Source organism: Virgibacillus halotolerans (assembly GCF_016908515.1).
Classification (GTDB): domain Bacteria; phylum Bacillota; class Bacilli; order Bacillales; family Amphibacillaceae; genus Virgibacillus_M; species Virgibacillus_M halotolerans.
Window position 1 is genome coordinate 87812 of sequence record NZ_JAFBEA010000013.1, and the last position, 16239, is coordinate 104050.

The following is a 16239-nucleotide window of genomic DNA, read 5'->3' on the forward strand; positions in this document are numbered from 1 at the left end:
TTTCCGAAGCGATAGGTAATGTCGCGGTTTGTATCAACTGTGGTGATGTTAGCAATAAATGATGTGGAAAAAGCCAAATTAAAAGAGCAAAATTTAAAGGGAAGTGATGATAGATGGGTAAGGATGGAATGAATTATGCACCGAAAGGGAAACCGAATCCGGTTGTTAAGGAGGGGGAGTTCCCAATCGCTGCAGCGGCATTGGATCATGGCCATATTTATGGGATGTGTAATGGTTTACTGGAGGCGGGTGCCACATTGAAGTGGGTTTACGATCCGGATGAGGAAAAGGTCGCGGAGTTTGTTAAAACATTCCCTGAAGTTAAGGTCGCGGATTCTTTAGAACAAATCTTGAATGATCAGGCTATTAAACTAGTGGCAGCGGCAGCTATACCATCAGATCGAAGTGCGCTTGGCAATAAAGTAATGGAAGCTGGAAAAGATTATTTTACAGATAAAACGCCATTTACGACGATGGCACAATTAGAAGAGACGAAACGTGTTGTAGAAAAGACAGGGCAAAAGTATATGGTCTACTTCAGTGAACGTCTACATGTTGAAGGCGCTGTTTTTGCAGGTGAGTTGATTGAAGAGGGTGCAATCGGAAAGGTGATCCAAGTAACCGGTTTTGGACCCCATCGCCTGAATGCTCCAAGTCGCCCGGATTGGTTTTTCAATAAAGCGCAATATGGTGGTATTTTGTGTGATATTGGCAGTCATCAAATTGAACAGTTTTTATATTATGCTGGCTGTGAGGATGCGGAAATCCTACATAGTAAAGTAGGAAATTATAATAACCCAGCTCATCCAGAATTGGAGGATTATGGTGATGCGACATTACGTGGGGACAATGGAGCAACACAAATCTTCAAGGTGGATTGGTTTACACCGGATGGATTGCGCACATGGGGGGACGGTCGTACTTTCATTACTGGAACAGAAGGAACCATTGAAATTCGCAAATATGTGGATGTGGCAAGTGAAACAGATACCGGGGATCATTTATATCTGGTGAATAAAGGTGGCGAGAAGCATTACGAGCTATCTGGAAAAGTAGGCTTTCCGTTCTTTGGTGCATTCATCAAAGATTGTATAAACCGTACAGAATATGCAATGACACAAGCCCACGCCTTTAAAGCTGCAGAACTGTGTTTACAAGCACAAGAGCAGGCAATCGTGGTAACCGACTGAAAGATTTAAGTTGACAGTTACAAATTCGGACAGTAATCTAGATATAGAGAGTCATATAATGCTAGAGAATTAACTGTTTTAGAGACCGAAAAATTTAATCTCTTTTAGAAGAGAAAAAATATAAAGTGAGGCGAGAGGCATGAGTAAAACAATGGTTGAAAAAGATCATCAACTAGGAGAGATTCTTTCCGATATGGGTCGCGTGATGGTTGCCTTTTCCGGTGGTGTTGATAGTACACTGGTATTGAGACGTGCACAACAGGAGCTGGGAGACCAGGTGTTGGCAGTTGTTGTTGCATCAGAATTATTCCGTCAAGAAGAGTTTGACAAGGCAGTAAAACTTGCGGAAGAAATGGGCATTCGTGTTCTGAAAACAGAGATTAAAGAATTGGAAGATGCCGGGATCGCAGCGAATAACCCAGATAGCTGGTACTACAGTAAGAAACTGCTCTATTCTCATTTGAATCAATTGGCAAAAGAGCTGGGATATGATTACGTGCTGGATGGCATGATCATGGATGATCTAGATGATTTCAGACCAGGTCTCCAAGCAAGAACAGAAGAAGGTGCCCGTAGTGTGCTCCAGGAAGCTGGATTATACAAACAAGAAGTTCGTGCTCTTACCAAAGAACTTGGCGTTCCGGTCTGGGATAAACCTGCGTCATGTAGCTTGGCTTCCAGAATTCCTTATGGAACCAAATTGGATAAGTATAAAATTGAACAAGTAGATCAGGCAGAACGCTTCATCATGAACCTTGGATTTAAGATGGTGCGTGTTCGTCATCATGGGGAAGTGGCACGTGTGGAAGTTACCCCTGAGGACATGCCGGAATTATTGAAACAACATGATAAAGTTCAAATGAAGCTTACTTCACTTGGTTTTACCTATGTCAGCTTAGACTTACGCGGTTATCGCACGGGTAGTATGAATGAAGTATTGCCGAGTGAAACATTAGAAACAGAAGTTGGTTAAGCGTCCAATACTGTAAAGATAATATAATGCAAAGGACTGTCCAGACACAATATTTTGGGCAGTCCTTTTCTATCATTGAAATGAAGTATAATGTTTGACGGAAGTTTGATCGAATGATATTCTAATAATGAATAATTTGTTTGGTTACTAAACTAAATAAAAAGGTCCTGTTATATAGGTATTTGAAAGGGATTACACCATTAGCTACGCTTACTTATGTAGGGTAGTGTGAAAAAGCAATGAAAAGGGAAATATATAAAGAATTAATTAGAAAACTTGGCATTCGCCAAGCCTTTAATGGCGAGTGCCTTCGTTGCACTTATGCAGTAAGAAAGTAGTTATACTTTCTTCACTGCATAAAAAATTATAGAAGCGGAGTGAATGCGATATGGGCATTCTTCAGGAATTGCTAAAAGATATTCCAGTACCGAAGATGGCAAAAGTGAGGCAGGTATTCGATGCAACACAAGTGGATGATCTAAGCGCTGCTTTACAAGCTGAATTAGAAAAGGAATATATCAAAGAGACAGTTAAACCAGGCATGGAAATTGCAGTCGCAGTTGGAAGTAGAGGGCTGGATCGTCTAGTCGAGACAACCGCTGTAACGGTTAAATTTTTACAGGACTTAGGCGCTAAGCCGTTTATTGTTCCATGTATGGGAAGCCATGGTGGAGCTACAGGTGAAGGGCAAAAGGCTGTCCTGGAGCATTTGGGTGTTACAGAAGAAAGTGTTCATGCGGAAATTCGTTCCTCGATGGAAGTCGTGAAAGTTGGAGAATTACCAAATGGGCTGCCCGTTTATGTAGATAAAATAGCTTCACAGGCTGATGGCATCGTTGTCATTAACCGTGTAAAACCACATACAGCTTTCCGTGGACCGGTTGAAAGTGGCATCATGAAAATGATCAGTATTGGGCTTGGTAAACAAAAAGGTGCAGAAGCATGTCATCAGCTAGGATTTAAGCATATGGCGGAGCATGTACCTGCAATGGCGAAGATGATCATGTCTAAAATGCCAATTCTGTTTGCAGTGGGAACTGTTGAGAACGCATTTGATAAAGTTGCAGAAATAGCAGTACTAGCACCTGAAGAAATTGAAGAAAAGGAAATTAAGTTGCAACAGCTATCCAAAGACTTATTGCCGAAGCTTCATTTTGATCAGATTGATGTACTCATTTTGGATGAAATCGGTAAAAATATTAGTGGAGATGGTATGGATCCGAATATTACCGGACGCTATCCAACACCATATGCCCACGGCGGGCCGGATGTAACGAAAATGGCTGTTCTGGATTTGACACCAGAGACGGAAGGAAATGCAAATGGTGTGGGTACAGCAGATTTCACTACCCAGCGTCTTGTCGATAAAATGGACCGGGAAGCAACTTATGCGAATGGACTAACATCAACCGTAGTTGGTCCAACGCACATCTCAACCACATTGCCAAACGATCAGCAGGCCATTCAAGCCGCGATCAAAACATGTAATATTTTAGACTTCACCCAAGTGAAAATGGTGCGAATTAAAAACACATTAGAATTAAGTGAGATTGAAGTATCAGAAGCATTACTTGATCACGTAAAAGAACATCCGAATTTGGAACAAACGTCAGATTTATATGACTTGAACTACAATGAAGCAGGTAATTTAGCTTAACTATTTATTTAAGGGGGAAATACGAGATGAGTAATTTATTTGATTTAACAGGGAAAACAGCAGTAGCAATTGGTGGTAACAGTGTACTTGGCGGATCAATTGCAAAAGGATTAGCAGCTCAAGGTGCACAGCTGGCAATCGTTGGTCGTAATATGGATAAGGCGGAAGAAGTAACCAAGGCGATTGAAGCAGATGGTGGCGTTGCGAAGTCATTTCAGGCTGACGTTAGCTCATTGGACTCCATTGAAAACTTAGCTAAAGAAATTGAAGCATGGTCAGGTGGCTGGGATATTGTCCTTAATGCGCCTGGTAAAAACAGTTCCACACCATTCATGGATTTGGACATGGAAGAGTGGGATGACATTATGGATGTGAATTTAAAAGGCTTGGTATTTACTACCCAAGTTTTTGCGAAAAAGATGATCGACCAAGGACGGAAAGGTAGTATCATTAATATTTCATCTGTTTCATCAACCACACCATTATCTAAAGTATTTACGTATTCTGCTTCAAAAGCGGGCGTAAATAGCGTAACGCAGTTTTTGGCTAGAGAATTTGCTCCAAATGGTATTCGGGTTAATGCAATCATTCCGGGATTCTTCCCTGCAGAGCAAAACCGCAAAATTTTAAGTGAAGATCGCATTGAATCGATCATGAACCACACACCAATGAATCGTTTTGGTGAGCCCGAAGAATTACAAGGTGCAGCGGTATATCTTGCTTCCGATAAAGCATCCGGCTTTGTAACTGGCTCCCTCCTTCGTGTAGATGGTGGATTCGGCAGTATGACAATCTAAAGAAGACTTGGTTCAGGTGGCGTTCTTACCACCTGAACCTTAGTCACGCTTATACTGATATCCAATAAGGTGCTTTTTAACTAGTAAAGAAAGTATAGACGAAGGACGTCACTTAGCCCTGCGCTACAGAAATCTATTACGCTTTCCGCAGGCTTGCTACTTGAGCCTACTCAGAAAAGAAACTCACTTTTCTTGCGGGGTCTCAGCGACTACCTGGAGCGGGCGTCCTACTTGATAGGGGATCCATAAGAACCAAGTGATATTCTTGTTTTTTTCAAATTAGTGAAAAGAAAACCAGGTTCAGGCAAGGCTTTGGGGTTTTTATCTCCAGAGCCTTTTCTAACAAGATGTAAAGGAAGAGGTAGTTATGTTAAGAGAATTGGTTATCGGACTTGATATAGGAACAACGAGTGTTAAAGCGGTTGTTTTTGATATAACAGGAAAGCTCATTGCTGAGGCAGAAGATATGATCACGACGTATTACCCGCAACCGGAGTGGGCGGAGCAGAACCCAAAAGAAGTTGAACGTTCATCCGTGAAGGTGATCAAGGAAGTTGTTGAAAAAGCTAACGCGAAGCAAGATGAACTACTCACAGTGGGGATTTCTTGTGCCATGCATTCACTTATTTGTATAGACGAAAATCATGAACCGCTATCACCCATGTTGATTTGGTCTGACGGTAGAAGTAGCGAAAAAGCGGACGAACTCATGGAAACAAAAGGAAAAGACATCTTTTTGAAAACCGGTACACCCATCCATCCCATGTCACCACTTGTTAAGTTAAGCTGGATGAAGGAAAATGACTATGAGCCGTATCAAAAAGCAGCTTATTTTATGACAATGAAGGAATTCATCCTACAAAAGTGGTTTGGTCAACGTGTGATTGATTACTCCATGGCCTCTTCGACAGGGCTAATGAATGTAAAAGCGCTCGACTGGGATGAAGAAGTGCTTGAAATCGCTGGCGTGAGAAGAGAACAGCTCTCAAGCATTGTTCCTCCGACAGAAGTATTAACGCATATGGATGCGGATATCGCTGCGGAAATGGGAATAGCTGAACAATTGCCTTTTACGATTGGAGCGGCAGATGGTCAATTAGCGAACCTTGGAAATGGATCGATTTCTCCCGGAGAAGTGAATGTATCTGTTGGGACAAGTGGTGCAATTCGACAGTTTATGAAAGGTGCAAATGTAAATGAAAAGTGCGAGACATTTACGTATGCCTTTACGGATGATACGTCCATTATAGGTGGTCCAACGAACAACGGTGGAATCGCGCTTCAATGGCTGAAAGATATGCTGGAGTTTGAAGGAACGCATGATGAGTTTGTTGCTGAGGCGGAACAAGTTGATGCAGGCGCAAATGGTATTATTTTTCTCCCATATGTAAACGGTGAAAGAGCGCCGCTATGGAACCAACGAGCAAAAGGTAACTTTTATGGGTTAAGTATCGGTCATAAAAAGGAACATCTTATCCGTGCGGTTCTGGAAGGTATTACATTTAATATTTATCAAATAGGAAAGTCTTTGGAAGCAGTAGCGGGCAAGCCTGAAAAGATAAGTGTAAATGGCGGTCTGACAAAGTCTCCGTTATGGGTACAAATCATGGCAGATGTGTTTGGAAAAGAAATTCATCTTTCCGATACTCACCATAATGCGGCCTGGGGAGCAGCATGGACTGGTTTAGTTGGAATCGGTAAGGTGGAATCATTTGAGGCGATTAAGAAGAATATGCCAGCAGAAAAGGTAATTGAGCCAAATATGCAAAATCATGCAGCATACGTGGAAATATACGACAAATATGAGAAGATAGCAAAAGATTTAGCTGTTTATTTTACTTAAAATCGATCGGTTAAGGTGGGGGAAGTAGGATGGAAGATATTTTAAGGCAAGTCCAGAATGGTACCTTAAGTGTGGCAGAAGCTAAGGAAAAGCTGGAGACATATGAGGACTTAGGTTTTGCTAAAGTAGACCATCATCGCAAGCAGCGTCAAGGCTTCCCTGAAGTGATCTATGGTGAAGGAAAGTCAGCAGAACAAATTACCTCCATCATGGAAGCGATAAAGGCGAAAGAAAACGATGTGCTAGTTACTCGTATCTCACAAGATAAAGCGGATATTATTCTGAAGCAGCATCCCGAGTTTATCTATCACAATACGGCCCAAATTCTACATTGGCACCAGCCCACAATGTCTCAAAAAGTCGCTAAAGGCTACATCGCTGTTGTTTGTGCAGGTACATCTGATTTAAGGGTAGCGGAAGAGGCGGCAGTAACAGCAGAGGCACTTGGAAGTGAAGTTCACCGGATTTATGATGTAGGTGTCGCTGGTATTCATCGCTTATTTGATAACATCGAAGAAATCCAAAACGCGACGGCATCCGTTGTGGTTGCCGGCATGGAAGGTGCGCTTCCAAGTGTTGTTGGTGGACTGGTTTCCTATCCAGTGATCGCTGTTCCGACAAGTGTAGGCTATGGCGCCAATTTTCAGGGTCTATCCGCATTACTGGGCATGTTGAATTCCTGTGCTTCGGGGATCAGTGTTGTAAATATTGATAATGGGTTTGGCGGAGCATACAATGCGGTGTTAATTGATCGCCTGGCAAATAAAACAGACTAGGCTGAGAGGAGTGTTTTCTAATGATTTCCCATCCCCCTACGAATGACGAACATATTGATGAACAAATGGTAAAAATGGAAGTAAATCTTGATGATATGCCTGGTGAATGGCTTGGTTATGTAATGGATGTGTTATTTGAAGCGGGTGCGAATGATGTTTATTACACCCCCATTTATATGAAGAAGAATCGACCAGGAATATTACTGCAATTACTTTGTTCCTATAAACATATTGAACCAATGAAAGAAATTTTATTTAAGGAAACGACAACGTTGGGTGTACGTTATTATCCTTTAACGGTCCACCGTATGGAAAGAACCTTTATTAAAGTGGAAACGGACTGGGGACCTGTTACCGTCAAACAAGGTATACAAGATGGGAAAGTCTTGCAAAACGCTCCCGAATATGAGGAATGTAAGGCGATTGCCAAGCAATATAACCTTCCATTAAAACAAGTTTATGAGCATGTATGGAAACTGCTAGATTAGCAGCGCTAAACTACGATAAAAAGTAAAGCTTTGGACGCTACCGTTCAAGGCTTTTTGCTAAGTGGACAGGAGGAAAAGATGAAGTACCACTCGATATTTCGCTACCTTTATATATTCTATGCGTTTGTTTTTTTACTGCATGTTATCAATGTTTTTATAGAAAGCACGGTATTGAATTACGTGATTGGCGTTTTTTCTATTGTTATGTTTGGCGTATCATTCATGGGCGCCTCTAGATTATTCAAGTATTTGGCAAGTGCTTTTGTTGTCATAGGGGGGGTAGCATTTATAGGTTCAGATCAATCCCTGCTTACTATTCCAGCAATGGTAACATCTAATTTATCCTTATTGACATTGTTAGCTATGCTTCCATGGATGAACAGTGTTGTACGAAGTGGGAGATTTGATCGTAGCCTGAATAATTTGTTGAAGGTTAATGTCTCTGACTTGGGGAAACTTTACCCAAGAAGTTCCGTTACAACGCTGACGTTTGCATCCTTCTTAAACTTATCTGCTGCTACCATATCACAGGACATTCTTAGCAAAAATTTAAGTTCACTTCCAACGAAAATGCGGAATTCTTTTATTAGTACAGCGACGCTTCGAGGTTATTCCTTGGCTCTTTTATGGAGCCCATTGGAAATACTATTGGCGGTATCGATATTTACAACGGGAGTGGATTATGTTTCCTTGTTGCCTTGGCTACTTTTAATTGCAGGGCTGACATTTATGATGGATGCTATTTGGGGTAGATTTCACTATCGAAAGTATTCCTATGAAAATGTGAACCGTCAGTCGAATGCAGATGTCAAAACATTAACGAAAAAGATTGTTCTCTTATTAATTGCACTTATTTTATTTTTAACCTTCGTAATCGCACTGGGGAATCTGTTTAATTTGGACTTTATTTTCACGGTGACATTGCTTATATTCCCATTTGCGCTCAGCTGGGCGTTTATAATGAAACGAGTGCGCAGCTTTTGGGTGATTGGTTGGAATACATGGAAGACGAAGACAAACGCGATGCAAAATTTTATTATCTTATTTCTTTCGTTAGCTTTTTTTGAAGCAAGTATAAACGGTACAACCTATCTGGATTTTATCAAACAGCCACTTTTGGCTCTATCTGATTATCCATTAATCCTTTTTATTTTTATCCAGGTTATATTTATTTTTCTGAGTATGTTCGGAATCCATCCGATTGCAACCATTGGGATTTTGACTGGTGTCATTACAAGCTTACTGGCGTTTATGAATCCGGTTAGCTTGGCAATTGTGCTTGTTACCAGTGCGGTTGCGACAACTTCCGTCAGTACATATGGATTAGTCGTGCAAATAACAGCTATGAATCTAGGGGATAACCCATATCGGATTACCTTGAAGAACTTGCCATATGCGCTATGCTTTGGTGGCATTGGATCTTTTGTTGCTTATTTACTTTTATAGGAGTAAAAAATTTGATTAAACGAATGAACCCGTTTACAATTAAAATTAGTTTGTTTGCTATACAAACTAATTTTCCATTAAATGATTGCTTTGAAGTTATAGCTTTCTAATTTAGTGAGGGGGAACGATGTTGAAAAGGAAAACGTTTTCTATTCTATTATTTCTGATTGTATTCGCAATCATTTTAACAGGGTGTGGGACTTCTGATGCTAGTTCAGATGAAACTACTACTTTGGTGTTGGCTGAAAATCAATCGGAAGATTATCCAACAACAGTTGGAGCCAAGGAGTTTGCAAGATTAGTAGAGGAGAAAACCGATGGCCGCTATAAGATAAAAGTATATTCAGGCGGACAGCTGGGCGATGAGAAAGATGTGCTTGAATTAGCACAATTGGGAGCGGTTGATTTTGCAAGAGTTAATACCATTCCGCTAACAGAGTTCTCTGATGATATAGGGGTTCTTGCCATGCCTTTTTTATTTGAGGAAGAGGAAAAGAAATGGGAAATACTGAATGGAGATGTTGGGCGTGAACTATTGGATACGTTAGAGGGCAGTAATTTGGTAGGTCTATCCTTTTATGATTCTGGTGAGCGGAGTTTTTACAATACAATCCGACCAATTGAAACACCCGAGGACATGAAAGGAATGAAGATCCGGGTTCAAGCGTCTGAAATGGCTATCGATATTGTAGAAGCGCTGGGAGCCTCTGCAACGCCGATGGAATACGGGGAAGTATATTCCGGATTGCAAACAGGTATCATCGACGGCGGGGAAAATAATTTTCCCAGTTATTACACATCCGGTCATTATAATGTAGCACCATATTTTACGGTTAACGGGTATCAGGACGTTCCTGAAGTATTATTGGGCTCCGAGGATATGTGGAAGACGTTAAATAGCGATGATAAAGAGGCATTTAGAGAAGCCGCATTGGAATCTGTTGACGTCCAACGAGAATCATGGGCAGAATTGACAGCGGAAGCGAAGCAGGTGGTCGTCGAGGCTGGCAGTGAATTAGTAGAAATTGATGATATAACACCATGGCGAAAAGCGGTTCAGCCTGTATATGACAAATACGAAGACCGATACGATGAATGGATTGAAAAATTGACGCGTGATTAAGGTGTTCATTGCCTAAGGTGAATCTTATCTCATAGGGGGATCAAAATGGAAGCTCTACTGAAATTTAAGCATATAATTGACCGAATCTTATTGATTGCATCATTGTTATTACTTGTTGCAATGGTCTTTATTATTATTTATCAAGTCTTTTCTCGAGAATTTTTTAGTGTGACACCTGCTTGGTCTGAAGAATTATCTCGCCTATTATTTGTGTGGGTCAGTTTCTTTGGTATTGCATATGGTTTCAAGGAAAAGCTTCATATCGGTGTTGGCGTGATCGTCAACAGATTTCCTGAGAAAGTACAGGATGTCTTTGATTACATAGCAAAAGTAATCATTATCGGATTTGGGATTATTATGATGTATTACGGATGGCAATTCATGGTGCTCATGGGGTATTCTACACTGCCTGGGTTAGGTGTGCCGTCTAGTGTATTATACGCTGCGATTCCTTTTGCTGGGTTTTTCATCACAATAAATGGAATAGAATTATTATTTGTAAAAGGATTGCATCAAACGTATGACGATGATGCTAGTGAGGGGTGAGACTTTGGCGATACTTATATTAATTGGCGGTTTTTTATTACTCTTATTGTTTAGGGTTCCAATTGCGCTGTCGCTTGCCGTAGCATCGCTTGCTACAGGGATATACTTGGGTATCGATCCAGCCGCGATTGTACAGCGAATGGTAGCAGGACTGAATTCATTTTCCTTATTGGCGATCCCATTCTTTATTCTTGCTGGAGAAATCATGAATGAAGGTGGAATTTCCCGAAGATTGATCAATTTGGCCAATGTCATGATTGGTAAAATAAGGGGTGGACTAGCGTTGGTAAGTGTTTTGTCTAGTACACTCTTTGGAGGGATTTCTGGTTCTGCACTTGCAGATACCTCTTCGACAGGTTCGGTATTAATTCCAATGATGAAAAAGCAGAAATATCATACGGACTTTGCTGTGTCTGTAAATATTACCAGCTCTGTTCAGGGGGTATTGATCCCTCCGAGTCATAACATGATTATTTACTCTACTGCTGCCGGTGGTGTATCGATCGGTGGGCTATTCATGGGTGGGCTCATCCCTGGCCTTATTTTGGGACTAGCTATTATGGTATTAACGTACGCAATAGCAGTGAAACGAAACTATCCGAAAGGTGAAGCGATTAAGAAGGAAGATATCCCTAAGATCGTTTGGGATGGTGTATTAGGTTTATTCACCGTAGTTATTATATTGGGCGGTATTTTAAGTGGTTTATTTACTGCTACTGAATCAGCGGCCATAGGCACACTATATGCGTTTATTATTACCTTTTTTGTATATAGAGATATTCGTATTTCGCGCATGGGTGTTATTTTAAAAAGGACATTCCGGACGTTATCGATGGTCCTGTTTCTGATTGGAGCTTCGTCTGGGTTCGGCTGGCTGTTAGCATTATTAGAAGTCCCTGCGATGGTGGCAGATGGAATGATCGGCTTTTCACCAAATAACTTTGTTACGATATTAATGATTCTTTTTATCATTTTATTATTGGGAATGGTAATGGATATGGCACCACTTATTTTGATCTTAACACCAATTTTGCTTCCTGTTGCCACAAGTATTGGCATGGATCCAGTTCATTTTGGTGTCGTATTAATGCTTGCATTAGGTGTTGGACTAGTAACCCCCCCTGTGGGTTCTGTTCTATTTGTAGGCTCAGCTATAGGTAAGATATCGATTGAAAAAGCATCGAAAGGAATGCTGCCCTTTTATGGAGTGATGATTTTGATATTACTACTCATTGCATTCATACCGGGCATTTCGTTATTTTTACCGGATATATTGGGGCAATAGCAGATTTTAATAATGAACTGTAGGCAAATATAGTATATATGCAGATAGGGAAAGATTCCATATACGATCGTGTATGGAATCTTTTTTTGCTAGGACATGGTAGAATCCAGCATTGCATGGGTGCAATACTGTCGAGTTGAATTGCAAAAAAACAAAAAGATTACTTGCTTTGTAAAACGGTTACATATATAATCTGTTTAGTTAGTCTGTTTGCCAAACAAACTAACTAAAGGTAATTAATTGTAATAGTAAACGGAATAATTAGTTTAATAAATCATTTTAAAAGGTGAAGGAGGATTAATAAATATCAAAGAAGACAGTACAAACTGCATTATCAAATAATCCGGAGCAATGTCAGATTTTGCAAAGTATGATGCAGTCTATCATTTAGTGTATCTACTGGAGAACAGATCTTGTAGCATCCAATCTAATTTGTAAAATGCCAACATAAAGTACTTTCATATAGTGTAAGGTTGGTAGTTAATTTGTTGACCTAACAAATTAACTAAGATTAACGATTCAAGTTATAGAAAAATATTTTCTTTCCATTTGTAAGCGTTTAAATATTATTCTTGGAGGGGTTTAAAATGAGTAATAATGCATTGAAAGCACCAGAACCTTTGACAAACGAAACAGGTCCATCGGTGCGTCCGTTTGGTATGAGAGATAAAGTGGGTTATTTATTAGGTGATTTAGGAAACGATTTCTCTTTTATTCTTGTAAGTACATTTTTAATGGTATTCTATACAGACGTATTTGGTATTAGTGCGGCAGCAGTAGGTACGCTATTCTTAGTTGCTCGGTTCTGGGATGCGATTACGGACGTTATATGGGGGCGTTTTATTGATTCTAGGAAGTCAACACCTGGGGGAAAGTTTAAACCGTGGATTTTTAGAATGGCTTTACCACTTGTCATCTCCAGTGCCTTAATGTTTGTTCATATTCCAGGTATGGGAGATGGGTTTTACTTAGCTTATGCCTATGTTACCTATATTTTATGGGGGATGCTTTACACAACTGTCAACATTCCATATGGTTCCATGGCCGCAGTGATTTCTGGCGACGCTGTTCACCGTTCGGCACTATCTGGATGGAGAACAGCGGGCGGTATGGCAGCGAACTTAATCATTAGCGCTGGTGCGCCACTTATTGTATTCGTCGATAATGAACTTTCTGGAAGTCGTATGCTGATGATGGCTGTCTTATTCAGTATTTTAGCTTTTGTATCATACATGGGGTGTGTCAATTTATCTACTGAGCGTATTCAGCATCCAGAGAAGAAATCTGGTGAAAAACTTAGTTTGAAGAAAACGTTAAAAGGTTTTAGTAAAAATATCCCACTAATTACTATCTTGATTTGTTCGTTATTATTTTTGATGGGTATGATGCTTGTAGGTTCGATTAATGTATATTTGTTCAAAGATTATTTTGGAAGTGCAATGGCTTTAAGTCTATTTAGTTTACTTCAAAGTGGTGCGGTATTTCTTTTAATGCCTGCGTTAGCCCCGCTTGTTAGGCGATTTGGTAAAAAAGAAGTTGCTGCAGGTGGGATGCTGGTAGCGGGGACCGGCTACCTAATACTCTATTTGATTCCAAATATATCTCTACCAGTATTTTTAGTTGTCAATACGATTGGTCTTTTTGGGTATGCATTATTTAACTTGGTTATTTGGGCTTTTGTTACAGATGCAATTGATTATCAGGAATATTTAACTGGTTCACGAGAAGACGGAACCGTATACGCGGTTTATTCATTTGCAAGAAAGATGGGACAAGCATTTGCTGGTGGGCTTACAGGTTATGCGCTTACTTTTGTAGGATATAGTGCTGGTGTTGCAACACAAACACAAGAGGTCAAGGATGGAATTTATACGGTAGCAACACTTGTACCATCTGCCATCTATTTAGCTGTATTCCTACTCCTTACATTTGCTTATCCATTAAACAAAAAACGTACCAAGCAGCTTGAACTTGATTTAATTGAGAAACGGGAAACATACCAATAAGTTTATTTATATCTATGTAAATAGAAAAAACTGCAACGAACGCTCAGTACTTGTTGCAGTTTTTTTATATAGGCATCTCTATTCATACTCCCCTACTGTACGGAGTACATCCATTATTGTAAAATTTCACTTGTAGAATTGGAGTATCGATATAGGACTAGCGGAAACCCTAGAAGCAATTGCAAAAGTGAAGGATAAAGCTAAAAGAGAATATTTAAAAATAGTGTAAATTTATCAAATACTGGAGGAATATAAAATGGGTCATGTCCAGGAAGAAATACAATTGGATGATGGAAATGACAATGCAAAAGAAGTATCACCTTTTGGTTTTGGGGACAAGTTTGGTTATTTATTTGGCGATTTTGGGGGCAGTTTATTTTTTATATTGGTAACTTCCTACTTAATGGTTTATTACACGGATATTTTACATATTAGTGCTGCAATGGTTGGCATCTTATTTATGGTTGCGAATATTTGGAATGCCTTTGTCGATGTATTATGGGGGCGATTTCTTGATGCAAAGGGAAATACCAAAAATGGAAAGTTCATCCCCTGGATATTCCGCATGTCTTTTCCACTTGTTATTGCAGGTGTGCTCATGTTCGTGAAAATTCCCGGAATGTCAGATGGATTCTACGTCGCATGGGCGTTTGTCATGTATATGCTATGGGGCACTTTATACTCGACGGTGAACATTCCTTATGGTTCGATGGCGTCTGTTATCACGAATGATCCGGTAGAACGAACAACATTATCGTCTTGGAGAACAATGGGGTCTTCTTTGGCGATGTTAATTATCAATGTTGGTGGACCACTCATTTTATTTGAAAACAATATAGCGAGCGCCAACCGCTTTTTGCTTGTGGCAGTTATATTCGGATGCTTGTCCCTTGTATGCATCATGGGCTGTGTCAGGTTAACAACGGAACGAATTGTTGTATCTGAAAGAGAAAAGAAAAAGGGTGACTTTAAAAGAACTGCGATAGGGCTTGTGAAAAAAAATCCCTCATTTGGTTGTTAGTTGTTTCACTTGTTTTTATGGCGACCATGTTGATGATTGGTGTTGTAAATGTTTATTTGTTTAAAAATTACTTTGGTACTACAGCTGCACTGAGTATTGTCGGATTTATTCAAACTGCTACCGTATTTATTGCGATGCCAATCATTGAACCAGCCGTTGCTAGATTTGGTAAAAAAGAAATAGGTTCAGCTGGACTACTAATTGCAGCCGTTGCCTATTTATCTTTATATGTTTTACCGGGTGTCTCAGTAACCTTATTTGTATCTTTAACAGTGGTGGGTATGTTTGGAATGAATATATTCAACATGATCACTTGGGCATTTGTAACAGATGTAACCGATTATCATGAATATTTAACCGGCATGCGTGAAGATGGGACAGTTTACTCTATTTATTCTTTTTCACGAAAAATCGGTCAAGCGCTTGCCGGTGGACTCGCTGGTTTTGCAATAACGGCGGTGGGGTACGATGTTACAAAGGGAACACAATCACAAGATGTGCTTGATGGCATATACTCACTGGCGACCTTGATACCAGGGCTATTGTTTTTACTGGGATTCTTCGTTTTAGCGTTTTTTTATCCATTAAATAAAAAACGAACAAACCAACTCGTGATTGATTTAGAAAAGAATAGGGAAGCAAATCAATAATCATAATGGATAGAATTGCTTGTTAAAAAGTGGAGATTATCTCGGTAAATTAAACGGGGTAGTTCCTTTTTTAAAAAATGAATAAATTAATCCTGTTTATGCTACTTTTGTCCTATTAAATAATTAGATATATCATTATAATGATAATATAAACGCTTTCAATATTAAAGGAAGTGCTATCGCATTGAAAAGATTTGGATCCAGCATTAGTTAATTTGTTTGCCAAACAAATTAACTGAATAACGACATTTATTTATAAGAAATAAGTATATTTGAAAGCGCTAAAGAGACAAACTTATCAAAAAAATATATCTTAAGAAAGATAAATGATCAACATTGTTGCAGACCGCAAACATAATGAAATAGCTTGTATCAAGTTATCGTGGTGATGCTGCAATTACTTATGAAAAGGTTATCATCCAGGATACATAGTTTTAA

The 16239-nt window shown here is 39.7% G+C and carries 14 protein-coding genes; all 14 read left to right on the forward strand.

Features of this window, described 5'->3' with window-relative positions; translation table 11 throughout:
* Positions 1 to 113: 113 nt before the first annotated feature.
* The 14 genes from JOC34_RS20530 (at position 114) to JOC34_RS22080 (ending at position 15801) form a co-directional block, all read left to right on the forward strand.
* Positions 114 to 1190 (forward strand): Gfo/Idh/MocA family protein, encoded by a 1077-nt coding sequence (locus JOC34_RS20530; RefSeq protein WP_205138666.1) that lies wholly within the window; start codon positions 114 to 116, stop codon positions 1188 to 1190.
* A 139-nt stretch (positions 1191 to 1329) separates the two neighbouring features.
* The gene (larE, locus tag JOC34_RS20535) at positions 1330 to 2163 is read left to right on the forward strand and encodes an ATP-dependent sacrificial sulfur transferase LarE (protein ID WP_420856185.1); all 834 of its coding nucleotides are present in this window, start codon (positions 1330 to 1332) and stop codon (positions 2161 to 2163) included.
* Positions 2164 to 2551: 388 nt separating this feature from the next.
* The gene (locus JOC34_RS20540) at positions 2552 to 3820 is read left to right on the forward strand and encodes a nickel pincer cofactor-dependent isomerase, group 22 (RefSeq protein ID WP_205138667.1); all 1269 of its coding nucleotides are present in this window, start codon (positions 2552 to 2554) and stop codon (positions 3818 to 3820) included.
* Positions 3821 to 3846: 26 nt separating this feature from the next.
* Positions 3847 to 4617 (forward strand): SDR family oxidoreductase, encoded by a 771-nt coding sequence (locus JOC34_RS20545; RefSeq protein ID WP_205138668.1) that lies wholly within the window; start codon positions 3847 to 3849, stop codon positions 4615 to 4617.
* Between the two features lie 367 nt (positions 4618 to 4984).
* The gene (locus JOC34_RS20550) at positions 4985 to 6460 is read left to right on the forward strand and encodes a gluconokinase (RefSeq protein WP_205138669.1); all 1476 of its coding nucleotides are present in this window, start codon (positions 4985 to 4987) and stop codon (positions 6458 to 6460) included.
* 29 nt (positions 6461 to 6489) lie between these two features.
* The gene (larB, locus tag JOC34_RS20555; RefSeq protein ID WP_205138670.1) at positions 6490 to 7236 is read left to right on the forward strand and encodes a nickel pincer cofactor biosynthesis protein LarB; all 747 of its coding nucleotides are present in this window, start codon (positions 6490 to 6492) and stop codon (positions 7234 to 7236) included.
* Between the two features lie 20 nt (positions 7237 to 7256).
* Positions 7257 to 7724, forward strand: a complete 468-nt coding sequence (larC2, locus tag JOC34_RS20560; RefSeq protein WP_205138671.1) for a nickel pincer cofactor biosynthesis protein LarC2 — start codon at positions 7257 to 7259, stop codon at positions 7722 to 7724.
* A gap of 78 nt (positions 7725 to 7802) precedes the next feature.
* A complete protein-coding gene (locus JOC34_RS20565; protein WP_205138672.1) occupies positions 7803 to 9170 on the forward strand; it encodes a hypothetical protein in 1368 nt (455 codons plus the stop codon).
* 130 nt (positions 9171 to 9300) lie between these two features.
* A complete protein-coding gene (locus tag JOC34_RS20570) occupies positions 9301 to 10293 on the forward strand; it encodes a TRAP transporter substrate-binding protein (protein ID WP_239544634.1) in 993 nt (330 codons plus the stop codon).
* A gap of 45 nt (positions 10294 to 10338) precedes the next feature.
* Positions 10339 to 10839, forward strand: coding sequence for a TRAP transporter small permease (locus JOC34_RS20575; protein WP_205138674.1), 501 nt, complete (start codon positions 10339 to 10341; stop codon positions 10837 to 10839).
* Positions 10840 to 10843: 4 nt separating this feature from the next.
* Complete coding sequence (locus tag JOC34_RS20580; RefSeq protein ID WP_205138675.1) at positions 10844 to 12124, forward strand: TRAP transporter large permease; 1281 nt, start codon at positions 10844 to 10846, stop codon at positions 12122 to 12124.
* Positions 12125 to 12711: 587 nt separating this feature from the next.
* A complete protein-coding gene (locus JOC34_RS20585) occupies positions 12712 to 14130 on the forward strand; it encodes an MFS transporter (protein WP_205138676.1) in 1419 nt (472 codons plus the stop codon).
* Between the two features lie 256 nt (positions 14131 to 14386).
* Positions 14387 to 15151 (forward strand): MFS transporter, encoded by a 765-nt coding sequence (locus tag JOC34_RS22075; protein WP_275577725.1) that lies wholly within the window; start codon positions 14387 to 14389, stop codon positions 15149 to 15151.
* Between the two features lie 26 nt (positions 15152 to 15177).
* The gene (locus JOC34_RS22080; protein ID WP_275577727.1) at positions 15178 to 15801 is read left to right on the forward strand and encodes an MFS transporter; all 624 of its coding nucleotides are present in this window, start codon (positions 15178 to 15180) and stop codon (positions 15799 to 15801) included.
* Positions 15802 to 16239: the final 438 nt, after the last annotated feature.